Origin of the sequence: Mesorhizobium sp. M0701 (assembly GCF_040320365.1) — a bacterium.
In the GTDB taxonomy this organism is placed as follows: domain Bacteria; phylum Pseudomonadota; class Alphaproteobacteria; order Rhizobiales; family Rhizobiaceae; genus Mesorhizobium.
This window is the reverse complement of sequence record NZ_JAMYPO010000015.1, coordinates 61,979-82,596: the sequence shown is the minus strand read 5'-3', so window position 1 is coordinate 82,596 and position 20,618 is coordinate 61,979. Positions and strand designations below refer to the sequence as shown.

24 protein-coding genes are annotated in these 20,618 nt (G+C 62.5%); 11 read left to right on the top strand and 13 right to left on the bottom strand.

Annotated features, from left to right (window positions below; genetic code table 11):
* Positions 1-97 precede the first annotated feature (97 nt).
* Positions 98-397: a DUF1236 domain-containing protein gene (locus NKI24_RS16850; RefSeq protein WP_352449591.1), complete on the bottom strand. Its 300-nt coding sequence runs from the start codon at positions 395-397 to the stop codon at positions 98-100.
* Positions 398-601: 204 nt separating this feature from the next.
* On the opposite strand from NKI24_RS16850, the gene NKI24_RS16845 reads away from it, so the two are divergent.
* A complete protein-coding gene (locus NKI24_RS16845; protein ID WP_352746849.1) occupies positions 602-1,354 on the top strand; it encodes a DUF1236 domain-containing protein in 753 nt (250 codons plus the stop codon).
* Positions 1,355-1,459: 105 nt separating this feature from the next.
* Here the strand turns inward: NKI24_RS16845 and NKI24_RS16840 are convergent, their stop codons facing one another.
* Both NKI24_RS16840 and NKI24_RS16835 read right to left on the bottom strand, forming a co-directional pair.
* Entirely contained in the window at positions 1,460-1,702 is a 243-nt protein-coding gene (locus NKI24_RS16840) for a polymerase (protein WP_352746805.1), read from the bottom strand.
* A 247-nt stretch (positions 1,703-1,949) separates the two neighbouring features.
* Entirely contained in the window at positions 1,950-2,504 is a 555-nt protein-coding gene (locus tag NKI24_RS16835; RefSeq protein ID WP_352746803.1) for a DUF4142 domain-containing protein, read from the bottom strand.
* Between the two features lie 247 nt (positions 2,505-2,751).
* On the opposite strand from NKI24_RS16835, the gene NKI24_RS16830 reads away from it, so the two are divergent.
* Positions 2,752-2,982, top strand: coding sequence for a hypothetical protein (locus NKI24_RS16830; protein WP_352746800.1), 231 nt, complete (start codon positions 2,752-2,754; stop codon positions 2,980-2,982).
* A 75-nt stretch (positions 2,983-3,057) separates the two neighbouring features.
* On the opposite strand, the gene NKI24_RS16825 is transcribed toward NKI24_RS16830, so the two are convergent.
* Positions 3,058-3,369 (bottom strand): hypothetical protein, encoded by a 312-nt coding sequence (locus NKI24_RS16825; protein ID WP_023720549.1) that lies wholly within the window; start codon positions 3,367-3,369, stop codon positions 3,058-3,060.
* Positions 3,370-3,678: 309 nt separating this feature from the next.
* Here NKI24_RS16825 and NKI24_RS16820 point away from each other — a divergent pair, with 309 nt between their 5' ends.
* The gene (locus NKI24_RS16820; protein ID WP_023677107.1) at positions 3,679-3,843 is read left to right on the top strand and encodes a DUF3309 family protein; all 165 of its coding nucleotides are present in this window, start codon (positions 3,679-3,681) and stop codon (positions 3,841-3,843) included.
* A 285-nt stretch (positions 3,844-4,128) separates the two neighbouring features.
* Here the strand turns inward: NKI24_RS16820 and NKI24_RS16815 are convergent, their stop codons facing one another.
* Positions 4,129-4,326 carry a hypothetical protein gene (locus NKI24_RS16815; RefSeq protein ID WP_292655400.1) on the bottom strand — a complete coding sequence of 66 codons (198 nt, stop codon included), beginning with the start codon at positions 4,324-4,326 and terminating at the stop codon, positions 4,129-4,131.
* A 558-nt stretch (positions 4,327-4,884) separates the two neighbouring features.
* Between NKI24_RS16815 and NKI24_RS16810 the strand changes: the two genes are divergently transcribed.
* Together NKI24_RS16810 and NKI24_RS16805 are read left to right on the top strand one after the other, a co-directional pair.
* Positions 4,885-5,559, top strand: a complete 675-nt coding sequence (locus NKI24_RS16810) for a Crp/Fnr family transcriptional regulator (protein ID WP_502894902.1) — start codon at positions 4,885-4,887, stop codon at positions 5,557-5,559.
* A gap of 171 nt (positions 5,560-5,730) precedes the next feature.
* A complete protein-coding gene (locus tag NKI24_RS16805) occupies positions 5,731-6,258 on the top strand; it encodes a YciE/YciF ferroxidase family protein (protein ID WP_023677104.1) in 528 nt (175 codons plus the stop codon).
* A gap of 136 nt (positions 6,259-6,394) precedes the next feature.
* On the opposite strand, the gene NKI24_RS16800 is transcribed toward NKI24_RS16805, so the two are convergent.
* Complete coding sequence (locus tag NKI24_RS16800) at positions 6,395-7,393, bottom strand: ATP-dependent DNA ligase (protein WP_352746797.1); 999 nt, start codon at positions 7,391-7,393, stop codon at positions 6,395-6,397.
* A 30-nt stretch (positions 7,394-7,423) separates the two neighbouring features.
* The gene (locus tag NKI24_RS16795) at positions 7,424-7,591 is read right to left on the bottom strand and encodes a hypothetical protein (protein ID WP_023677102.1); all 168 of its coding nucleotides are present in this window, start codon (positions 7,589-7,591) and stop codon (positions 7,424-7,426) included.
* A 226-nt stretch (positions 7,592-7,817) separates the two neighbouring features.
* Between NKI24_RS16795 and NKI24_RS16790 the strand changes: the two genes are divergently transcribed.
* Together NKI24_RS16790 and NKI24_RS16785 are read left to right on the top strand one after the other, a co-directional pair.
* Positions 7,818-8,522: an MgtC/SapB family protein gene (locus NKI24_RS16790; RefSeq protein WP_352746795.1), complete on the top strand. Its 705-nt coding sequence runs from the start codon at positions 7,818-7,820 to the stop codon at positions 8,520-8,522.
* Positions 8,523-8,625: 103 nt separating this feature from the next.
* Positions 8,626-9,888 carry a DUF763 domain-containing protein gene (locus tag NKI24_RS16785; RefSeq protein WP_352449581.1) on the top strand — a complete coding sequence of 421 codons (1,263 nt, stop codon included), beginning with the start codon at positions 8,626-8,628 and terminating at the stop codon, positions 9,886-9,888.
* Positions 9,889-9,898: 10 nt separating this feature from the next.
* On the opposite strand, the gene NKI24_RS16780 is transcribed toward NKI24_RS16785, so the two are convergent.
* The 6 genes from NKI24_RS16780 to NKI24_RS16755 form a co-directional block, all read right to left on the bottom strand.
* Complete coding sequence (locus NKI24_RS16780; protein ID WP_352746793.1) at positions 9,899-10,342, bottom strand: PPC domain-containing DNA-binding protein; 444 nt, start codon at positions 10,340-10,342, stop codon at positions 9,899-9,901.
* Between the two features lie 24 nt (positions 10,343-10,366).
* Positions 10,367-10,519, bottom strand: a complete 153-nt coding sequence (locus tag NKI24_RS16775) for a peptide ABC transporter permease (RefSeq protein WP_352449579.1) — start codon at positions 10,517-10,519, stop codon at positions 10,367-10,369.
* 200 nt (positions 10,520-10,719) lie between these two features.
* On the bottom strand, positions 10,720-12,435 hold the full coding sequence (locus tag NKI24_RS16770; protein ID WP_352449578.1) for an HAD family hydrolase: 1,716 nt from the start codon (positions 12,433-12,435) through the stop codon (positions 10,720-10,722).
* 4 nt (positions 12,436-12,439) lie between these two features.
* Positions 12,440-13,411 carry an SDR family oxidoreductase gene (locus NKI24_RS16765; RefSeq protein WP_352746791.1) on the bottom strand — a complete coding sequence of 324 codons (972 nt, stop codon included), beginning with the start codon at positions 13,409-13,411 and terminating at the stop codon, positions 12,440-12,442.
* A 49-nt stretch (positions 13,412-13,460) separates the two neighbouring features.
* On the bottom strand, positions 13,461-14,570 hold the full coding sequence (locus NKI24_RS16760; RefSeq protein WP_352746789.1) for an FAD-dependent oxidoreductase: 1,110 nt from the start codon (positions 14,568-14,570) through the stop codon (positions 13,461-13,463).
* A 9-nt stretch (positions 14,571-14,579) separates the two neighbouring features.
* On the bottom strand, positions 14,580-14,771 hold the full coding sequence (locus NKI24_RS16755; RefSeq protein WP_352449575.1) for a hypothetical protein: 192 nt from the start codon (positions 14,769-14,771) through the stop codon (positions 14,580-14,582).
* Positions 14,772-15,104: 333 nt separating this feature from the next.
* On the opposite strand from NKI24_RS16755, the gene NKI24_RS16750 reads away from it, so the two are divergent.
* The 4 genes from NKI24_RS16750 to NKI24_RS16735 are packed head-to-tail and all read left to right on the top strand — an operon-like array spanning position 15,105 to position 20,616.
* A complete protein-coding gene (locus tag NKI24_RS16750; RefSeq protein WP_502901466.1) occupies positions 15,105-15,761 on the top strand; it encodes a cytochrome c3 family protein in 657 nt (218 codons plus the stop codon).
* The gene (locus NKI24_RS16745) at positions 15,745-18,732 is read left to right on the top strand and encodes a TAT-variant-translocated molybdopterin oxidoreductase (protein WP_352746785.1); all 2,988 of its coding nucleotides are present in this window, start codon (positions 15,745-15,747) and stop codon (positions 18,730-18,732) included. Before NKI24_RS16750 ends, NKI24_RS16745 begins: the two co-directional genes overlap by 17 nt.
* Entirely contained in the window at positions 18,725-20,092 is a 1,368-nt protein-coding gene (nrfD, locus tag NKI24_RS16740) for an NrfD/PsrC family molybdoenzyme membrane anchor subunit (RefSeq protein WP_352746782.1), read from the top strand. The genes NKI24_RS16745 and nrfD overlap by 8 nt, the downstream gene beginning before the upstream one ends.
* Positions 20,089-20,616 (top strand): DUF3341 domain-containing protein, encoded by a 528-nt coding sequence (locus NKI24_RS16735; RefSeq protein ID WP_352746779.1) that lies wholly within the window; start codon positions 20,089-20,091, stop codon positions 20,614-20,616. The genes nrfD and NKI24_RS16735 overlap by 4 nt, the downstream gene beginning before the upstream one ends.
* The last annotated feature ends 2 nt before the right edge of the window (positions 20,617-20,618 follow it).

Below are 20,618 nucleotides of genomic sequence, written 5' to 3'. Positions count from 1 at the left end.
GGCGGGCCTTTCTGCGTCCGAATGCCCAACACGGGCAGCAGTGTGGGATTCGACAATGCTGGACGCGCCGCATGTCCCTTCAAAGCGACGCGCTTGCTCACTCGATGACCTTTACAATCCTGCGCGTGCCAGGATCGACCAGGACGGTCCGATTGTCGACGACGACATAGCGGTATTTGACGTCGGGAACCTCATGAAGCTCGACGGTATCGGGCAGGGTCGAGCCGACATTGAGCTCCACGCCGGGAAGCTGGACGGACGCCAGAGGCTGCTTTTTCACATACTCGCGTACGATCGTCTCCTGCTGCGGTTCGATGATCACGTCCTGAGCGGCAGCGGCGCCAACACCCGCAAGCAGCAAGAACCCAGCCGCGGCGGCCGAAAGATGCATTCTCATGATCGTCTCCTTTTGTCGTGAGCCACCTCTGCGCTGCGCCGCGTCATGCTGTTCGCAGCGGGGTCGCTATAGGCCGGTAACGTCATCAGGTGGAGCTTGTTCCGCCACTCGGATCGCTTGCCGTTTCGCTCCATTAGTTTGGAACAAAGTTTTTTAGCCGCAGTTTTGCGCGGTGAAGGGACGCGTTTTCCAAGGAGATCTCTCATGAAGGGCGTTCTGATCACCAGCATGCTAGCAATCAGCGTCAGCTGCGGGGCTGCACTTGCCCAGACGCAGCAGTCGACCGACGACCAGTCCGGCGCCAATTGTGCAGCCGGCACTGCCAATTGCCAGAACGGCGCCAAGATGGGCGAGCAGGCTCAGGGCAAGGCCGGCGCTGCAACTGATCAACAGGCGCAAGGCAACAAGAAGCTGAAGACCGATGACCAAGCCAAAGGCAAGGCCGGCGCAACGACTGACCAGCAAGCCCAGGGCAAGGCTGGCGCCACGACTGACCAGCAGGCCCAGGGCAACACAAAGATGAAGACCGATCAGCAAGCCCAGGGCAAGGCCGGAACCACCACCACCGAGCAGGCCCAAGGCAACACGAAAATGAAGACCGAGGAGCAGGCTCAGGGCAAGACTGGGACCACGACCACCGAGCAGACTCAGGGCAATGCCTCGACGCAGACGCAAGACCAGAGTTCGACCGCTTCCATCAACAATGTGACCGTTGAACAGAAGACGGAGATCACGCAGGTCATCAAGGAGACGAACGTCCAACCGGTTTCCAGCGTCGATTTCGACATCTCTGTCGGTGTCGAGGTTCCGCGAAAGAAGGTCCGGCTGCATCGCCTGCCGGCGCGCATCGTCAAGATCGTTCCGGCTTACGAAGGCTATGAGTATTTCGTGCTCGCCGACGGCCGGATCGTCATCGTCGACCCGAATACCTACAAGATCGTGATTATCCTGACCTAGTCGTGGCCAGACGGTCTACCGTGGGTTGATGCACCAAAAAGGCCCGCCGCGCAGCTCGGGCGGCGGGCTTTTCCGTACCCGGCTCCAGCGTCTGCAAATCGCAAATCAAGGTCCGTCCTCGGGGCGAGGAGTGAGCACGGTGTGATCGATGGTGTCGGGCAGGCAGGGACTGGGCACGCAGCTTGTTCGGACTGACGCGGTGGTCATGGCATCGATATCCGTAACCAGCACCATTCTCGCGTAGTGCCGCGGCCACAGCGGGTCTCTAAACAGGACGAAGACGCCGCCAATCATCAAGGCCAGCAACATGAGAGCCGTAACATTTGCAAATATCTCGCCGTAGCGCATGAAGGCAGCCTGTCCCGTTCGGAAAGCGATTTCAGCCTGTGACAGCGGCGACCAGGACGGCGCCGAAAGCCGGCGCTACTATCCTTGAGGCCCCGCGAATGCCGCCTTCCATTGGATCCTCCCCGAACAAGCCGGATAAATAACGACACTCTCGGTGCTTTGTTCCCGGCCGTGTCGCCGGACGACAGCCGCGTCACACAGGCCGTGTGTAGGGCGGCCTTTCGTTTGCAAAAGGCACTCTTCGCTCTCATTGATGCGCGGCAGCGAGATCCTTGACATGACGTTCGTGCATTTGCAGCACCGGCAGCGTCTTCTTGGCGAACTCCTTCATCGCCGGATCGTCGCCGGAATTCGCGTAAGCGGAAAACAGCGCCACCGCTTCCTTATGCGCCTGGGTCTGCATGTCGATATATTTCGATTGGAAGCTGTCCCCGCTGGCCTCCTTGAGTTGGTCGAGCAGCGCCTGGTGCTTGGTGTCCAGCGACGGGCCGGCTGGCGCGGTGGCCGAAGTCGTCTGACCCTTGCTGAGCGCCGCCTTGAAGTCCTCGCCGGCCTTGGTGTGGTCCGTGACCATTTGCGCCGCGAATGCCTTCACGTCGTCGGCAGTCGCCTGCGTCTGCGCAAGTCGGCTCGATTCGATTTCGAATGTATTGGCGATGGGCACGGTCTTGACGAGCGTCGCGGTGTCAACCTTGCTCATGGTGTCGGTCGTTAGAGGCGTCAGCGTCGCCGATTGGGCAAAAGCAGCCAAAGGTGCGCCGGCCATCATCGCTGCCGCAGTGATGGATAGAAGGGTTTTCATGGGGGTTCTCCGAGGCTGATGTCATCCCTCCGCTGGCTCAACGCGCAAGCTGCGGCGAGGTTGCCTGGTCGTGGCGGCCACAGCTGCCGCCACGCCAAACAATGGTTTGGAAACGCAAAACAAAAGACGCCGGCTGCGTCCTGCAAAGTGCAACGCAAGCCACGAGATCGTACGGAATCGTACAAGCTCTTTCGCTTTGCGGCAGTCTTGCTATCGTTGGCTGGGAGAGAGATGGGTGGAGGCTTCCGTGGGGCAGATCAGGTCGCCGCTAGGAATCGGTATTGACACCGACGCTGCCGTTCATACCATCATGGCCGACTATCATTCCGGCGACATTCTCTCGACCACCGTCGTCATAGCCGATTTGCGCAAACGCTTTCCCCGGTTCCGGCAAACCGACGAGGAGCTGGTTGGCTTCATCGTTCGGGCGCTGGACGGTCGGGATATCGCGGTCAGCTTCGACCACCGCGGCCGCTAGGCTGATTTTACGGCAAAACCAGCCGGCCGCGGAGCTTAAGCTCCGCGGCCTCGTCAGGCTGTGATGACCGGGCGCCTACTTGCCGCAGTGGTTGTCGTTCACCGTCGGCGCCATCGTGCCCGGAGCCTTGCCGGTCGCATCGGGCAGAGCCCCCTGCGGGCCCGGCGGGCAATTCCGGTCGGCATTCGAATTCGTCGTTGAGAAATCGCGAATGCTATTGGTGATGGTCGAATCCGTGCCGGTGTCAGGGCCGCCATTATCCGGGACTACGACCGTCCGCCCGCTACCGTCGGCAGCGGCTCCGGACGGGTCGCCGACGTTCTGGGCCATCGCTGACGTGGCCAGACCGATCGTAAGCGCCGAAGCTGCGAGAATTTTCGTGAGCATGATGCTTCTCCTTTTTACGAGGGTCGTCGCGTTGCGACTACGAAAACAACCGTTCGGGCGGGCGAAGGTTCCGACAAATTCCCCATGAAATTCAGCATGTTCTCAGGTGTTCAAGGTGGCCGGCATGCCATTCTCCGCGGGCACGCATCTGTGGACTTTTCTAACGGCACAGCCCGGCATTTTGCTCGCCGCATGAGCGTACGCCTTACCGTCCCGCCGGAACAGGAATGCTCCTTGCGAGTTCATACCTTTGTACAATGCGACGCGCTGATGCGAATGGCGGCAGCGCAAAGAAGGAGAGCAGACATCATGGGCCTTGGAACCATTCTCATCATTATCTTGGTCCTTGCCTTGCTTGGCGGCTTCAGCGGCTTGGGCGGCGGACCGTTCTATGGCACCGGCTATTACGGTGGTGGCGGCCTCGGCCTGGTGCTGCTTATCGTCATTATCCTGGTCCTGCTTGGGCGCATTTGATGCACGTCGCGCAAAAGCATGCCCTCGGGCTCGACCCGAGGGTGTGCAGCGGTTTTGTGATAGCGACATGCATAAAACAGGTACCTAAAGCGCATCGCATGAGGCCAGTCGAACGCGACGCGCCTTAGTGTCACGCTCGCGACAAAAACGCCTGCCGCTTGGCAACAAGCGCCGGGCGTTTTGGAGACAAGATTTCCAAGATCCTTGGCCAACCAGGATCCCTGGCTAAAAAGAGCGACCCGGTGCCGAACCTTTCGGCACCGAGGACACCACCATAGCAGCAGCTTAGTGTTGGCGATCGGCGGCCAGCGCTTCTTTCAGATCGGCGCTGAGCACGCCTTCGTTGAACAGCGACATGATACGGGCGGCCAACCGCTCGCGGACAGGACTGTCGTCCGCAACACCCAACTCGCGGCAGCAGTCGTCGAGCGCTTTTTTCAGCACGCTCAGTTCGGCTGGAGTTGCTGCACCTTGCATCGACATGCCATCCTCCCTTGAAAAAGGGCGAAAGCGCGAAGCGTCTTTCAAGCGTCCACTCGCCATGTCTGTGTGGACGACTCCAATTCAATTAGCGCCGCTCTCGTCCAAACTCAATGTACGGAAATTACCAAACAGACAGTTTGGGAACGACTGCCTTGCACCTGCATTGTTGCTGCGATCCAAACCACCCCTCATTTGGATCATTGGGCGTAGCCCACGACGCCCGAATGGAGCCCGTTGCATCCCTCGCGACGGGCTCTTTCGCGTCCGGTGACCTCAATTGTCGTTTTCGTACCAAACCGTCTTTGGTACGCTTCCAACTCTAACTTTCAGTCGGATGTTGTCGTAGGCAAGCGGCAGGAGAAAGTGCCGTGCATCGATTCATTTTTTTATTTAGTAGGCTCCATACCTTTCAGTGCTTATATGAGCATTATCGTCCGCAGGTTATACCGGGCGCGGACGGCTGGGAGATAAAAAAGCTCTTGCCCTGTTTTGGGGCCAGCTATGTCTGATCCAGCAATTTCCAATAGAAATCTATACAGAAACAAGCTGTTGCGCCGGATGAGCGCCGGCGATTTCGCATCTCTCGAGCCGCACATCGAGCGCTGTTCGCTGGAGTTACGGCAATCGCTCGAAGTGTCCGGATCGCCGATCGAGGCCATTTATTTCCTCGAGGACGGCATCGGTTCGGTGGTTGCGAAAATGCCGAACGGCAGCGATGCGGAAGTTGGCCTTGTCGGCTTGGAAGGTATGACCGGCTCGGCCCTGATAATGGGCGACGACCGTACGGTCCATGATTGCTATGTGCAGCTGGCGGGAGAAGCCGCCAGGATCGACGCCGAGCCGTTCAAGGCGGCGCTGACGCAAAGCCCGACGCTGCGGCTGTTCTTGCTGCGCTACGTGCAATATCTGCATGTCCAGACTGGCTATACCGCGCTGGTCAACGCGCGATCGAAACTTGAAGACCGGTTGGCGCGCTGGCTGCTCATGTGTGACGATCGGGTGGACGGCGGCCGGCTGACGATCACTCACGAATTCCTGTCGATCATGCTTGGCGTAAGACGTCCGGGTGTCACGGTCGCGCTGCAGCTGCTCGAGGGGCGAGGGCTCATCCGGTCCCGCCGCGGCGAAATTATCATTCGCGATCGCGATGGTCTCGTCGCACTGGCGGATGGCGGCTACGGCCTGGCCGAGGCCGAATATACCCGCCTGGTCGAGCATATCGGCGAGCGCTGACGCGGCGCTTTCCTGGCCGATTGCTGCCGCAGGTCGAGGCCCCTTGCGACACTACACGGCGGGTCGGAAAAATTTTCAAAGCTCCCGGACCGTCAGGGAACTTGTTTCCCGTCGGAGGGTTATGGGACGCCTCTACTTTGCGAGGCGGCACCAACCATTCGGGAGAGGATCATGGCGACCACGAAAAAGGCCGCGAAGGCGGCAAGCAAGGGCCTTGAGGATCTGTTCCTCGACGGGCTCAAAGACCTCTACTACGCCGAGAAGAAGATACTGAAAGCGCTGCCTAAAATGGCCAAGGGCGCGGAGTCGGAAGAAGTGACCGCCGCCTTCGAGAAACACCGCATGGAAACCGAAGGACATGTCGACCGCCTGGAAGAGGTGTTCGAGAAATTCGGCAAGCCGGCCCGCGGCAAGACCTGTCCGGCGATTGACGGCATCATCGAAGAGGGCTCGGAAGTGCTCGAGGAGTATAACGGTGCTCCCGCGCTCGACGCCGGGCTTGTCGGCGCGGCGCAGGCCGTCGAACATTACGAGATCGCTCGCTACGGCACTTTGATCGCGTGGGCGGAAGAACTCGGCAAGAGCGACGTTGTCGAGCTGCTCAGGGCAACTCTCAAGGAAGAGGTCGCGACCGACGAAGCGCTTTCCAAGCTCGGCGAAAGCGGTGTCAACGAACGCGCAATGCAAGAAGCCGCTTGATTTCAAAACCGCAACCGAGCCTCGGAAATGATTGCCAAGGCTCGGTTGGCCGCGGTGAACTGGTGAATTCTGCATTGGTCTGTCATGAACGGTAGAGCGGGCAGCTAGAGCCTTGAAGCGGTGCATCGCTGCGGGCTTACTCGATCTGATCGAACGTGCATTGCCGGGGCTCTTTGTCCGGCCGCCAGCGCAACAGCTTGGTTCCGTGCCGGAACCGGTCGCCTGTCACATGGTCGAAACGAACCTCGACCACCAGTTCAGGCTTTATCGGCTCCCATTGTCCGCTGCGCTCCGTGCTCCAGCGGCTTGGCCCGCCCGGCGCCTTGCCGGTGAAACCCGGTTTGGCCCGCAGTTTTTCCAGCCGCCTCGTCAGCGCCGCCCTGTCGTCCTTGCCGATGGTCGAGGTGAATCCGACATGATCCAGCCTGCCTTCGTTATTGTAGAGGCCAAGCAGCAGAGATACGACTTCGTTGCTGCCGGCGAGATAGCGAAAGCCGCCGACCACACAATCCGCAGTGCGCAGCCGCTTGACCTTGACCATGGCGCGCTCGCCGGGCCGGTATGGCCCGGCGATCAGTTTTGCAACGACACCGTCGGTCGAGCCATGGCCGGCGCCTTGCAGCCAGCGCTCGGCGGCAGCGGCGTCGTGCGTATATTTGGACAGGTGCAGTTCGGGCCGTGCCGCCGACGCGACAAAGGCCTCAATCGCCTGCCTCCTGGTGGTGAGAGGCTCTTCGATGATGATCCCGCCGCCGGGTTCGGCCAGCATGTCGAACAGGACCAGCATGGCAGGCGTCTCGAGGCTCAACTTGCGGATCCTGCTTTCGGCGGGATGAAGGCGCATTTGCAGCGCCTCGAACGAGGACGATCCGTCGATCTCGATGACGATTTCGCCGTCGGCAACAAACCGCCGCGACCTCACATCGCGCAGCACCGCGACCAGTTCGGGAAAATAGCGGCCAAGCGGCTTGCCCGATTTTGCACGCAGATCGACGGCATCGTCGCCCTTGAACACGAGGCAGCGAAACCCGTCCCATTTCGGTTCGTACTGCCAAAGCCCGTCGCCGCCAGGAATTGCGTCGGCGGCTTTGGCTTCCATCGGACGAAGGTCGAGCGGCAACGGAAATGCGGTCATGGCTGGTCCGCGCCGCCGCTGAGGCATTCGCTACCGTCGCCGGCCATTCCCCTGCGCCCCGCTTTCCCGCCTCGGCACCTTGCGGCCGGTTTGGTCGGGTGAAGGCGACCGCGGATCGACCTCGTCGGACCCACCGATCTCCTTGGTGATGCGATAGGCCAGATAAGCGACGGCTCCGGCAAGCAGCAAGCGGACCATGACTGCAAATCCTTCGTTGGTGTGAACCCACCAACCCGCAGGCCGAAGGTTTTGTTCCGCCGCTGCCCATCGCCGGGGTGAATCGTCGGCGGCGCAACCAAAATCCAAGCGCATCGTTTGTTGCTTATCGACGAAAAGAATTTGCGATGAAGACGCTCTTGCCCTTGTTCGCTTTGACCTTGGCGCTATTCCTGGCCAGCAGCGCTTGGCCTGACGGGTGAACGCGATGCTCCTCGTTGTTCCGGTCTGGCAGGACATCGCGGCACGACTGCTTCTGACCGCGCTCGCCGGCCTGTTGATAGGCCTCAACCGCGAGGCGCGCGGGCACGCGGCGGGGCTACGCACCACCGTGCTGGTCGGATTGGCCGCCGCCATCACAATGATCCAGGCCAGTATTCTGCTCGAGACCGTTGGCAAGCACCCGGATTCGTTTGCAACGATGGACGTCTTGCGCTTTCCGCTGGGCGTGTTGACCGGCGTCGGCTTTATCGGCGGTGGCGCCATTCTTCGCCGCGGCAATCTTGTCAGCGGCGTCACCACGGCGGCCACGTTGTGGGTGATGACGGCGATCGGATTGGCTTTCGGTGGTGGCCAATACGGCTTGGGCGCGGCCGGCACGGCGCTGACGCTGGCCACCTTGCTGGTCCTGAAATGGGTGGACCTTCGAATGTCGCGCGAACACCATGCCCAGTTGGCACTGACGTGGAAGGCCGCGGCTCGACAGGAGCTCGATACGCTCATCGGGCCGCTTGGCTACCAGGCACGCCTCGTCGCAATAGAGAGGCGCCCAGATCTCAAGGACCCTGTGTTCTCGTTCGAGATCAGTTGGAGGCGGCCCGACACTGGCGCACCGCCAATGGATCTGCTGGCATCGGTGGGCGAGCATTGCGAGATCCAGAAGTTTGATCTCCTCAGCGAACCTGCCCGCTAGCTGGCGGCTTGCAACGATCGCGGCCTGAATCAGGCCATAGCTTCTCCACACCCCTTTCGATACCTATCTGTCGAGGCAGGACTCAAGGAGCAAGCAAAAGAGCGTGGCACAGCGATCGGGAAGTGCTGATCTCCCACTTCACGGCGGACGCGTGCCGAAATGGCTCGGCGACCGCATGACGCGGCTTGGCGCGGTCATGTGCGAGGCGATCATCCACCATTACGGCCGCGATGAATTGCTGCGCCGGCTGGCGCATCCGTTCTGGTTCCAGTCCTTTGGCGCCGTGATGGGGATGGACTGGCACTCTTCCGGCATCACTACCAGCGTCGTCGGTGCCTTGAAGCGCGGTCTGTCGCCGCTTTCCGGCGAACTCGGCATCCACGTTTGCGGCGGCCGCGGCGCGCATTCGCGCAAGACCCCGCACGAGCTTGCCCTGATCGGCGAGCGTGTCGGCCTCGACGGGCAAGGCCTCGCGACTGCCAGCCGGCTTGTCGCCAAGGTGGACAGCGCCGCGGTCCAGGACGGTTTCGATCTCTATCTGCACGGCTTTATCGTCACCGACGACGGCAAGTGGGTGGTGGTGCAGCAGGGCATGAACGGCGACAGCAAGGTGGCGCGCCGCTATCACTGGCTGTCCGAAGGCCTGAAGAGCTTTGTCGACCAGCCGCATGCTGCCATCGAGGGCGCCAACCAGGGCGAGATCGTCAACCTAACCGACCGCCGCGCTGAAGCGTCGCGCCAGGGACAACTGGACCTTCTGCACGACCTTGGACCGGATCGCATCGTGAGGGAGCTTGCCGCTTTGGAGCGGGGTTCGGCGCCAGCGCCGGAGCCGGCACAAAAGCTGCTGCCGCATCTGGTGATGCCGGCGCACCACGATGTGCGCGAAAGCGATGTCGTCATGCGCCGCCTGCACGGCAACATCGCGGCGGCGGCCGAGCGCGGCCCGACAGATTTCGCCGGGCTTCTCCTGGTGCCCAATGTCGGCGCGCGCACGGTGCGGGCGCTGGCGCTGGTCGCCGAAGTCGTGCATGGCGCGCCGTGCCGTTTTTCCGATCCAGGCCGTTTCTCGCTGGCGCATGGCGGTAAGGACAGGCACCCGTTCCCCGTGCCGCTGAAGGTCTATGACGAGACCATCGGCGTACTGAAGTCGGCTGTCCAGAAGGCCAGGCTCGGCCGTGACGAAGAGATCGGCGCCTTGCGGCGGCTGGACGACCAGTCGAGGCAGGTCGAGCGCTATGTCACCGGCCCAAGCCTGAAGGAAATCGTCGCCGGGGAGTTCGAGCAATCGCATCTGCTCGGCGGCCGCAGCGTCTTCGGTTGGGAGGTCGTACCCGAAACGGCCGCAGTCAAATCAACGAAGTGATCGGCTCGGATCAAGCCTCCAAGTCGATCAGGGCGACGCCGAGTTCGGGACGGTGCCTGCGGCGCAGATGGCCAGGCGTCTCCACCAATGTGACCTCGAGCGTCGGCCGCACGATGCCGTCCAGCAGATGACCGCCCCTCGTGGTGCCGTCACTCAATCCAAGGACTGCGTGGACGTGCAAGCTGGGCCTGCCGTCGTCGCCGATGGCAACATCGCCGATCGCGCTCAGCACTTCGCACTGTTCCCGGACGGGGATTTTCCGATAGGTCTTTTCCCCGGGGTCGAACCAGCCGACAGTCGCCGTTTCGAAAGCACCGAGCGCGGTCAGCGACGCACTGCCAACGCCGTGGTCGACCGCAAACGCGGTCAGCTGCGCAAACGCCTCTTCGCCGGGATCAAGCACAACGACGAACGTTCTCTGTCCGGCGCTTTCGGCAACAAGCTGTGATTTCATGATTTCGCTCCAGCCGTCAGGAATTCAAATCCACCACACCACCAATGCCAGCAAGACGAGACCCACTAGGCCGGCGATGAAAATGATCCGGCGCGCCCGCGTCCGCAGGATGATCTCGCCCTGCCGCGCCTGTTCCGCTGAAAAGACAGGACCATCCTTGTCCCGGTCGTTGCTCATCCATCGTCTCCTTTCGGGCAATTATTCAGCATTGAATAGATCTGGCGCCCGATAGAACACAATCTCGTTTGGCGGATGAGGTTCCACGATGGACCATCGACGGTTGGAACCGACTGGGACTCGGCCGTCTGCCGAGGCGGGACGGAGATCGACCACGAGGTGAACCCAGCCGGCTTGGACCGGCTGGGCGCCGTTTGCATCTATTCCTTCGGCGCGGTCGCGGGCGCGGTATAGCGGCGGCGCACCGCGTCCAGGACGTGGCTGCGGCTCTCCTGCGCCGAAAGTGTGCCGTCTTTCTCCGCTTCGGCGGTTTCGCGCGCCAGTTCCTTGTCCCTGATCTGGTGGCGAAACCATTCGGAATAGTCGCCGGCGCGCAAATGATGTTCCCAGGTCCTGTCGTCGATGCCCTCGGCGATCTGGGCGAAAATCATCAGATTATGGGCGCGGAGGTTCATCGCATTGTCGGGGCCGCGGAAATAGAAGCTGCCCTTCTCGTCCAGCTGGCCCTCGGCATATTTGCGGCTGTGGCGCTTGAGCGACTGTCGCGGTTCGATCGGCTCGACCATGGCAGGTTTCTTGCGCGCCTGCGGCCGCCAGAACAGCACGCGCTCGTCTTTTGGAGAGTTCAGGTCCTTGTGCTTTGGCGGTTCGGTGCCGGTCTCGTGACAGAACGTCTTGATGACCTTTTTCGCCTTGGGGCCGAGTGCGATGACGGCGGTGACCAGCCGCAATGCCTCGGTTGAGATCGCGTCCGGATGAACCGTGATCAGGATCGTGCCCGGCAATTCCATGGCCAGCACCATTGGCGTGTCGTCGCGCCGCTTCGGCAAGAGGTGATGCGCCTCGTCGATGATCAGCCAGTGTGGTCGTGCCGTGCGGAAGCGAACACCGCCAAGGCCCGGCAGCAGGTCGGCAAAGAAGTCCGGCCGCTCGTTAACGCGCAGCGCCAGGCCATTGACGACCAGATTGTTGTCCGGCTTCTCCAGGAGATCGAGCAACTGCGTCTTCGTCGGCGCGTTCGAGCCGTCGCCCAGCCGGACGGCGCCTTCGAGGCCGTCATAGTCGCCTTCCGGATCGAAGATGCAGAACTGGAACTTTCTCTCGACGAAGCGCTCCGTCAGTGCGGTCGCCAGGGTCGATTTGCCGATGCCGGAGCTGCCGGCGATCAGCACCGTATCGGTTGGCGACAGATACACCTCCTTGCCATCCTCCGAGCCAAGCAGAATGCCGTCGCGGTTCGGCACAAGCTCGCGATCGCGCTCGACCACCTTGGCGATCAGTTCCTCGACGCCTTTTCCGCGCGCGCCGCGTGTCACGAGATCCGCCGTATCCTTGACTGCCGGCAGTGCGTTGTCGACGGCCACGCTGAAGCCGCAGGCGCGCAGGAAGGCGTGGTCGTTTTCGGCGTCGCCGACACCGACGACGTTGTGCGGCGACAATCTGAGGTCCTGAAGCGCAGCTGTCAGCCCGGTCGCCTTGTTGATGCCGCTGGGCAGGATCATCACCGCGCCCTTGTTGAAGATGATTTCCAGCTCCAGCCCCAATTTCTTGATGACCTCGAGCGCGGTAGCCTGATGCGGTTCCCAGGTTGCGACGATCGAGCGTCCGACCGAAAGCGGTTTGACACCGCGTTTCCTGAGTTTGGCGATGAACTCGGGGGCGGGCGGCGGAGATATCGTCCGCTCCTCCTCGCTGGCCGGCGTGTAGATCAGCGCCCCGTTTTCCGCGACCACCTTGTCGAAGATCGCGACTTCGGGAAAGACGCGTTTCAGGTCGGGCAGCTCGCGCCCGGTGACGAGAATGAGTTTGCGCCCGCTCTTCTTGAAGCGTTCAAGCGCCGCAAGCGTCTTCTCGGCAACGACCCCTTCATGCGCCAGCGTGCCGTCATAGTCAGTGGCCAGGGCAATGAAATACATGCCGTCAGTAGCCGCCCACGATCGGCAATATCTCGCCGGTGATATAGCTCGAGCAGTGCGGCGAGGCGAGGAACACGTAGGCCGGCGCGATCTCCTCCGGCTGGGCCGGCCGTTTCATCGGCGTATCAGCGCCAAATTTCGAAACATCGCCGGCTTCCTTGTCCGAGGGGTTGAGCGGCGTCCAAACCGGGCCTGGCGCCACGGCGTTGACCCTTATGCCCTTCTCGACAAGGTTGCCCGAGAGCGCGCGGGTGAAGGCATGAATGCCGCCCTTGGTCATGGAGTAATCGACCAGTTGCTTCGAACCCTCGATGCCGGTCACTGAACCGGTATTGATGATCGCCGAACCGGGTTTCATGTGCGGCACGGCCTCCTGCGCCATGTGGAAATAGCCGTAGAGGTTGGTCTTCAGCGTCGTGTCGAAATGCTCCTCGGTCAGCTCGCTGAAATCGCTGGAGTGGATCTGGAAAGCGGCGTTGTTGACCAGCACGTCGATCCGCCCAAACTCCTGCACGATCTCAGCCACCGCGTTGTGGCAGTGGTTGCGTTCGCTGACGTCGGCCTTGATCAGCATGCAGCGCCGGCCTTCCGCTTCGACGGCCCTTTTGGTATCTTTGGCGTCCCTATCCTCCGAGAGATAGACGATCGCCACATCGGCGCCTTCACGCGCATAGAGCACGGCCACCGCACGGCCGATGCCTGAATCGCCGCCGGTAATGACGGCCACTTTGCCGTCGAGCTTTTTCGATCCGATATAGTACGGCGCATCGTAAAGCGGCGCCTGCTCGATCGCCCATTCATGCCCCGGCTTCGGCTGGTGCTGCTCGGGGAAGGGCGGCTCGGGATATTTGCGGGCACCGGCCTGCATGGCGCCTTTTTGCCTGCCATTGGATTTGGACTTGTCCTTCTCGTCGATCCGGCGCTGGATGTGCCGTTGCTTGGCGGCCTCGCCGGCGATTTCCGATTTCATTCGCATGGTCATCTCCCTGGCTTGAAACCCAACAACGCATGTCCGGCGAAAAGGTTTATGCGACCACGTCATTCCTTGAGCCCGGCGACACGCTCCAGCAGCGGCCGTTGCAGCAGCGGCAGATGGCCGACGACGCTGAAGGCCGCGTTCCTGATGCCTTGCATGATGCCGTTGTCCGATTGGGCCAGCGAGAGGATGCGCTCGCTGAGCGTGATCCACCGTTGCCCCACCGGGTGGCGTTCGCTTGTGTAGCCGGCAAGCGTGCCGTCGACGAAACGCCTGGCGAATGACCGGCGTCCTCGATGCCAAGATTCATGCCGCGCGCGCCCAACGGCGAATGCACATGCGCGGCATCCCCTCCCAGGAAGACGCATGCGGTTTGATAGCGCGGCGCCTGTCGTACCGGAATATGGAAGCGGTCGGCCCGCAACAACCGCGTGATCCGGTAATTGCCGGGGATGCGCGCCAACGCATCCTCGCTGTTTGAAACCGCGCGATAGCGCTTCTCGCCGATCGGGATGATAAAACCGACGTCGCCGTTCCTGTGAAGAAATGCGTGGGCGGCCGTCGGCTCATAGGGCCAATCGTCGATGTCGGCGTCGGCAATGCTCCATTGCCGCCGATGCGTGTAGCCATCGAAGCCGATGCCCATGGCATCACGCACCGTGCTTTGCGCACCGTCGGCTCCGAAGACAAGGTCGAAACTTGCCTCGTCACGGCCGTCTGGCGCCTCGATCCGCACCTCGGCCCGGCCTTTGTGCTCGGCCATGCCGGCAAATGTGCTTCGCCATTCGACGTCGATGCCAAATCCCTTGAGCGTATCGGTCATCAGCGATTCGGTGTCGCGCTGCGGCAGCGACAGCAGAAAATTATGGCGGTGGGGCAGGATCGAGAAATCGATCTCGCCGAGCGCTCGTCCTTCGAAGTAGAAACGGGCTCGGCGAATTTTCAATCCTTCGGCGAGCAATCGGGCAGCGACTTTGGACGGTTCAAGGATGTCGAGGCTGTGCGAACTGATGCCGACCGCCTTGGCGAGCGGCGTCGGGCCTTCCTTGCGGTCGATGATGCGAGGTGCAATGCCGCGCCTTGCCAGTTCGACTGCCGCCGTCAGCCCGGTCGGGCCGGCGCCGACGATCAGGATGGAAGCGTCCCGCGAAGCCGTCATCGTCCGGCGTCAGCTTTTTGGCAGTGCGTAGGCAATGATGTCGTCGCCGATCCTGGTCTCCATGAAATGGTGGCCGCCGGGTGCAAGGGTCGCCAGCCAGATCAGGACGTAAAGCCATACACCGGCGGCATTGCCGGCAAGCAGCAGGCTGCCGGCGGCCAGCAGGGCGATCCCGGCGGCAGATAGTGCCAGGATCCGCACAGCGCGATCAGCCAGGCACCGCCCCCTCCGATCAGCAGGCCGAGGATCGTCAGCAGCGCGCCGACGAACATCGTCCACCAGAGGGCAACGCCGGACCGGCGGCGAATGGGATGAGGGTGGGGGATGGTCATGATGCCTATCCGGGTGAAACAGAACGTGACCTCATCCGAACGCACGGAGGGTTCGATGGTTTCCGGTCAGCCCGACCTGATGGGCCAGGGCGGGGTAACCATTCTGTGATCTCCGCTGCCCCAGCCGGAACTTACCCACGCAGCCGCAGTTAGGCGCTTTGGGGGGTGAATACGGTTTGCTGGATGCGAAATCGGCGAGGGAATGCCGCAGGTCTTTTCAAGGAGCGCCAACGGCATTTCACGCTTCGCTCTGTGGGGCGCGTGTTTCATGGCGATCTTTGCGGCTCTCGGCGGCACCGCCATCCTGCGTTCGGACTTCGTCACCGGCGTTGGCCGGCCGTTGGCGCAACCAGTGCCATTCAGCCACAGGCACCATGTCGGCGAGCTTGGCATCGATTGCCGTTATTGCCATAGCGGCGTCGAGACTTCGTCATCGGCGGGTCTGCCGGCGACCGAGGTGTGTATGACCTGCCATTCGCAGCTTTTCACCAACGCGGCCATGCTGGCGCCGGTACGGGCAAGCCTTGCCTCCGGGCAGCCATTGCAGTGGCAGCGGGTGAACAGTGTCCCCGACTTCGTCTATTTCAATCATTCGATCCATATCGCCAAAGGCGTCGCCTGCGAGACGTGCCACGGCGAGGTCGACGACATGCCGCTGATGCGGCGGGCGCACGCACTATCGATGGAATGGTGCCTGGCATGCCATCGCGATCCCGAGCCTAATTTGCGTCCGCCGCAGGACGTATTCCTGATGCACTGGAAGCCACCGGCCGGCATCGCCGAAATCCGCCGGTCACTCATCAGCCTTCTCGATATCCACCCCGAGACCATGACCGACTGTTATGTCTGCCACCGCTGACAAACCGATCGCGGCTCCAGATATGGCCGGCCTGCGCGAACGGCTTTCGCCCGGCCCGGAGCTGTGGCGAAGCCTCGACGAGCTCGCCGATACGCCGGAATTCCGCCGCTTTGTCGATGCCGAATTTCCCTCGATCGCCGAGCGCATCCCGCGGCTCGACCGGCGCACGCTGCTGAAGCTGATGGGTGCATCGCTGACGCTGGCCGGGCTTGCCGCCTGCAGCCGGGCCGAAGACATCCTGCCTTATATCCGCCAGCCGGAAAACATCGTTCCCGGCAAGCCGCTTTATTACGCGACCACGCTTTCGAGCGATGGCTACGGTATCGGTGCGGTGGTCGAAAGCCATGAGGGCCGGCCGACCAAGGTGGAAGGCAATCCCGACCATCCGGCCTCGCGCGGTGCGACGGACGCCATCATGCAGGCGGCGGTGCTGTCGCTTTTCGACCCCGATCGCTCGCGCATGCCGCTGAAACACGGCGAACCGGCGGCCTATGGCGACTTCCTTGCCGACATGGCCGAGCTCACCTCGCGGCTGGCCGGCTCAGGCGGTGCCGGCGCGGCGCTGCTGATCGAGGCGACGACCTCGCCCACCATGAAGGCGCAGCTCGAGGCGCTGCGCGCGCGCTACCCCAGGCTGAGGCTGTTCCAGCACGATCCCCTGGCAACGCCGTCCGGCGCCGAAGCCACGCAGACCCTTTTCGGCAGGGCGCTTGCACCGGTCTACCGGTTCGATCGCGCCGACGCGATTGTCAGTCTCGACGCGGATTTCCTGGGCGAGGGCCCCGGCCGTCTCGCTTACGCCCGTGACTTTGCCGCGCGGCGTCGCGTGCGCCGGGCGGACGATACGATGAGCCGGGTCTATGCGGTGGGATCGACGCCGACGATCACCGGCGCTGCCGCCGATCACCGCAGGCCGGTGCGGCCGAGCGAGGTCGAAGCCGTCGCCGCGGCGCTGAGCGCGGTGCTTGGCGGCGAAGCGGCGCCAAGCGCCTTGGCACTGGACCCGGCCTGGTTGGCTGCCACTGCGGACGACCTGAAGGCGGCCGGCCGCGCGGCGCTGATCGTGCCGGGCGCCCATCAAACACCGTTCGTCCACGCCGCGGCTCTTGCCATGAATGCGCGGCTTGGTGCGCTTGGCAACACCGTGGAACTGATCGAGCCGCCCGACGCGATGCCCATCGAGGGCGACCTCGCTGCACTTTGCCAGGCGATCGCCGCGCGAGATATCGACACCGTTGTCATACTCGGCGCCAATCCTCTCCACACCGCACCTGCGGGGCTCGATGTCCGCGACGTGTTTTCGCAGCTGAAGCTTCTTGTCCACTGGGGTCTCTACCGCGACGAAACCGCCTTCGTCGCACACTGGCATGTCCCTGCTGCGCATGATCTCGAGAGTTGGAGTGACCTGCGCGCCCATGACGGAACCGCGTCGATCGTGCAGCCGCTGATCAGGCCGCTTTACCAGGGGCGGGCGGTGCATGAAATCCTGGCCGGGCTTGGCGGTGAATTAGCTGTTTCTGCGCTGCCGCTCGTCCGCCGGACCTGGGCACAAACGACTTGGGCGCAAGCACTGGACGATCCCGCGTGGCGAAAGGCGCTTCGCGACGGCTTTGTATCCGGCAGTGCCAGCACTCCAGTCGATGTTGCGATGCCGGCGGATTTGCGCGGCCTGAACCGGCGCGTCGAAGTGGCCAAAGGCGTCGAAATCCGTTTCGTCGCCGATCCCTGGCTGCGCGACGGACGCAATGCCAACTCGTCCTGGCTGCAGGAATTGCCGCGGCCACTGAGCAAGATCGTCTGGGGCAATGCAGCGCTGGTGTCGCCAGCGACGGCGGGGCGGCTTCAGGTGGAAAACGCCCGGGTCGTCAATATCGCCTCGAACGGCACGGACATCGATGCGCCGGTCTGGATCATGCCTGGCCATCCCGACGAGACCGTGACACTTGCTCTGGGCTTCGGCCGGAAGCTCGGTTCGGTAGCAGCACTCGCCGACGGCCACGACGCGTACAGGCTGCGAAGCCTCGAGGCTCCCTGGATCGTCTATGGCGCCACGGTCGCGCCGCGGGACGGCAGTGCGCGGGTCATCACCACGCAACACCATCAGGCGATGGAGGGCAGGGCGATCGTTCGCCATGCCTCGCTCGAGGCCTTCCGCAAAAATCCACATTTCGTGCGCGACGGCGCCCCGCCCGCGCCAACCGGATCGCTCTATCCCGACTGGCAATACAGCCAGGAAGCCTGGGGCATGTCGATCGACCAGTCGGCATGCATCGGCTGCATGGCTTGCGTTTCTGCCTGCCAGGCGGAAAACAACATCGCCACCGTCGGGCCGGACGAGTCGGCACTCGGCCATGAGATGCATTGGCTGCGGATCGACCGCTACTACTCCGGCCCGCTCGACGATCCCGACGTCTTTTTCCAGCCGGTGCCTTGCATGCATTGCGAGAAGGCGCCGTGCGAGGTCGTCTGTCCGGTCAACGCCACCACCCACACCCATGACGGGCTGAACGCGCAGGTCTACAACCGCTGCATCGGCACGCGCTACTGCTCGCAGAACTGCCCCTACAAGGTGCGGCGCTTCAACTTCCTGGACTTCCAGAAATTCGAGAAGGATGCGGCTGGACCGGAACAGGCCGCGCACAATCCGGACGTCAGCGTCCGTTCGCGCGGTGTGATGGAAAAATGCACCTACTGCGTCCAGCGCATTTCCGAAAAACGCATCAAGGCGCAGATCGAAAACCGCCACATAGCCGACGGCGAAGTGGTGACCGCCTGCCAGCAGGCCTGCCCGACGCAAGCGATCGTTTTCGGCGACCTCAACAGCAAGAGCGCCGCTGTCGTGCAGGAAAAAGCAGCGCCGCAACACTACGCCTTGCTCGAGGACCTCAACACGCGACCCCGCACCACCTATCTCGGCAAGATCAGGAATATCAACGGCCGTCTCTCGCCAGGCGGGAAAGCCGATGGCTGAGGCTATTGCTGGAAAACCGGGCGCACTGCCCGTTCTGCGCGGCCGGCACGACCTTCCGGAGATCAGCGGCCGTATCAGTGCGATCGTCCTCGACGGCAGGCTGCCGCGCTATTTCTGGGCAGCCTTTTTCGCCTGCTTCGTCCTCGTCCTCATCTTCCTCTATTCGATCACCTACCTGATCTCGGTCGGCGTTGGCGCGTACGGCATCAACGTCCCGGTGGTCTGGGGCACGATGATTGGCAATTTCGTCTGGTGGATTGGCATCGGCCATGCCGGCACGCTGATCTCGGCGGTGCTTCTGCTTCTGCGCCAACCATGGCGCGCCTCGATCAACCGCTTTGCCGAGGCGATGACGCTGTTTGCCGTGGCGATGGCGGGGCTTTTCCCGATCCTGCATCTCGGCCGCCCGTGGTTCTTCTACTGGCTGCTGCCGCTACCCAACACGCATATGCATTGGCCGCAATGGCGCAGCCCACTGGTCTGGGATTTCGCGGCGATCGCCACCTATGCCAGCGTTTCGCTGATGTTCTGGTATATGGGCCTGCTGCCCGATCTCGCCGTCCTGCGCGACCGGGCGAAATCGCGCCCGGCGCAGCTGTTCTATGGGATACTGGCGCTCGGCTGGCGCGGTTCGGCCTTTCATTGGGCGCGCTACCAGACGGTCTATTTCCTAATGGCGGCACTGGCCACGCCGCTGGTCGTCTCGGTGCATTCGATCGTCGCGCTCGACTTCACCTTCGCCATCACGCCGGGCTTCCATTCGACTATCTTTCCTCCCTATTTCGTTGCCGGCGCGCTGCTGTCCGGCTTCGCCATGGTGCTTACCATCGCCATCCCGCTGCGCTGGGCGTTTTCGGTCCAGGATCTGATCACGCTGCGGCACATGGACAATGCCGCCAAACTGATGATCGCCGCCGGCATGATCGTCATCTACGGCTATGCCTCCGAGGCTTTCTTCGCCTGGTATTCGGGCGAAACCTATGAGCGCACGATGATGTGGCAGCGCGCCTTCGGACCTTATGCGCCGCTGTTCTGGACCATGCTCGCCTGCAACGGCGCTGTTTTGCAATTGCTCTGGTTCCGGCGGGTGCGCCTCAACATGGCGGTGCTGTTCGCCATTGCCCTGATCATCAATGTCGGCATGTGGATCGAGCGCTACGTCATCGTCGTCACCGGGCCAAGCCGCGATTACCTGCCGTCGTCCTGGGGCGAACAATCACTGAGATGGCTCGACTTCGGCATCCTGTTCGGCTCGATCGGCACCTTCTTCGCATTGGTCTTCCTGTTCATCCGCGTCCTGCCGGCCATCACCATTTTCGAGGTCGAGGAGCTGGCCGGGGAGAGGGGCGGCGCAAGATGAGCCTTTACGGCGTCATTGCGGCTTTCGCCGATCCCGAAGCGCTGACCGAGGCGGTCCGCACCATGCGGGCGCGCGGCTACCGGCGCATGGACGCGTTCTCGCCGTTCCATGTGCATGGGCTGGCCGACATGCTCGGCATGCGCAAGACGCGCTTGCCATGGGCCATCCTTGGCGGTGCCGTCGCCGGCGCGGTGTTTGTCTATGGCCTGATCCTCTATTCGGTCGAGATCGATTTTCCGCTCAATGTCGGCGGCCGGCCGCTGCATTCCTGGCCGGCCTTTCTCGTCATCGCCTTCGAGGCCGCGATACTTGGCGCTGCGCTGGCCGCATTCTTCGGCATGCTGGCCGCCAATCGCCTGCCCGAATATTACCACCCGGTCTTCAACGCCACGAGCTTCACCTATGCGCGCGGCGGCAAGTTCTATCTGCTCGTCGAGGCCGCCGATCCGAAGTTCCGCAAGGGCATGACCAAGGGCCAGCTGACACGGCTCGGCGCCGAAACCGTCGAGGAGGTGGAGGCGTGAAC

Bases quoted from the DNA above. Each gene is read 5' to 3' on its own strand.
- NKI24_RS16850 (WP_352449591.1), bottom strand. From the start codon at position 397: ATGAGAATGCATCTTTCGGCCGCCGCGGCTGGGTTCTTGCTGCTTGCG.
- NKI24_RS16845 (WP_352746849.1), top strand. From the start codon at position 602: ATGAAGGGCGTTCTGATCACCAGCATGCTAGCAATCAGCGTCAGCTGC.
- NKI24_RS16840 (WP_352746805.1), bottom strand. From the start codon at position 1,702: ATGCGCTACGGCGAGATATTTGCAAATGTTACGGCTCTCATGTTGCTG.
- NKI24_RS16835 (WP_352746803.1), bottom strand. From the start codon at position 2,504: ATGAAAACCCTTCTATCCATCACTGCGGCAGCGATGATGGCCGGCGCA.
- NKI24_RS16825 (WP_023720549.1), bottom strand. From the start codon at position 3,369: ATGCTCACGAAAATTCTCGCAGCTTCGGCGCTTACGATCGGTCTGGCC.
- NKI24_RS16820 (WP_023677107.1), top strand. From the start codon at position 3,679: ATGGGCCTTGGAACCATTCTCATCATTATCTTGGTCCTTGCCTTGCTT.
- NKI24_RS16815 (WP_292655400.1), bottom strand. From the start codon at position 4,326: ATGTCGATGCAAGGTGCAGCAACTCCAGCCGAACTGAGCGTGCTGAAA.
- NKI24_RS16810 (WP_502894902.1), top strand. From the start codon at position 4,885: ATGAGCGCCGGCGATTTCGCATCTCTCGAGCCGCACATCGAGCGCTGT.
- NKI24_RS16805 (WP_023677104.1), top strand. From the start codon at position 5,731: ATGGCGACCACGAAAAAGGCCGCGAAGGCGGCAAGCAAGGGCCTTGAG.
- NKI24_RS16800 (WP_352746797.1), bottom strand. From the start codon at position 7,393: ATGACCGCATTTCCGTTGCCGCTCGACCTTCGTCCGATGGAAGCCAAA.
- NKI24_RS16795 (WP_023677102.1), bottom strand. From the start codon at position 7,591: ATGGTCCGCTTGCTGCTTGCCGGAGCCGTCGCTTATCTGGCCTATCGC.
- NKI24_RS16790 (WP_352746795.1), top strand. From the start codon at position 7,818: ATGCTCCTCGTTGTTCCGGTCTGGCAGGACATCGCGGCACGACTGCTT.
- NKI24_RS16780 (WP_352746793.1), bottom strand. From the start codon at position 10,342: ATGAAATCACAGCTTGTTGCCGAAAGCGCCGGACAGAGAACGTTCGTC.
- NKI24_RS16775 (WP_352449579.1), bottom strand. From the start codon at position 10,519: ATGAGCAACGACCGGGACAAGGATGGTCCTGTCTTTTCAGCGGAACAG.
- NKI24_RS16770 (WP_352449578.1), bottom strand. From the start codon at position 12,435: ATGTATTTCATTGCCCTGGCCACTGACTATGACGGCACGCTGGCGCAT.
- NKI24_RS16765 (WP_352746791.1), bottom strand. From the start codon at position 13,411: ATGCGAATGAAATCGGAAATCGCCGGCGAGGCCGCCAAGCAACGGCAC.
- NKI24_RS16760 (WP_352746789.1), bottom strand. From the start codon at position 14,570: ATGACGGCTTCGCGGGACGCTTCCATCCTGATCGTCGGCGCCGGCCCG.
- NKI24_RS16750 (WP_502901466.1), top strand. From the start codon at position 15,105: ATGCCGCAGGTCTTTTCAAGGAGCGCCAACGGCATTTCACGCTTCGCT.
- NKI24_RS16745 (WP_352746785.1), top strand. From the start codon at position 15,745: ATGTCTGCCACCGCTGACAAACCGATCGCGGCTCCAGATATGGCCGGC.
- nrfD (WP_352746782.1), top strand. From the start codon at position 18,725: ATGGCTGAGGCTATTGCTGGAAAACCGGGCGCACTGCCCGTTCTGCGC.
- NKI24_RS16735 (WP_352746779.1), top strand. From the start codon at position 20,089: ATGAGCCTTTACGGCGTCATTGCGGCTTTCGCCGATCCCGAAGCGCTG.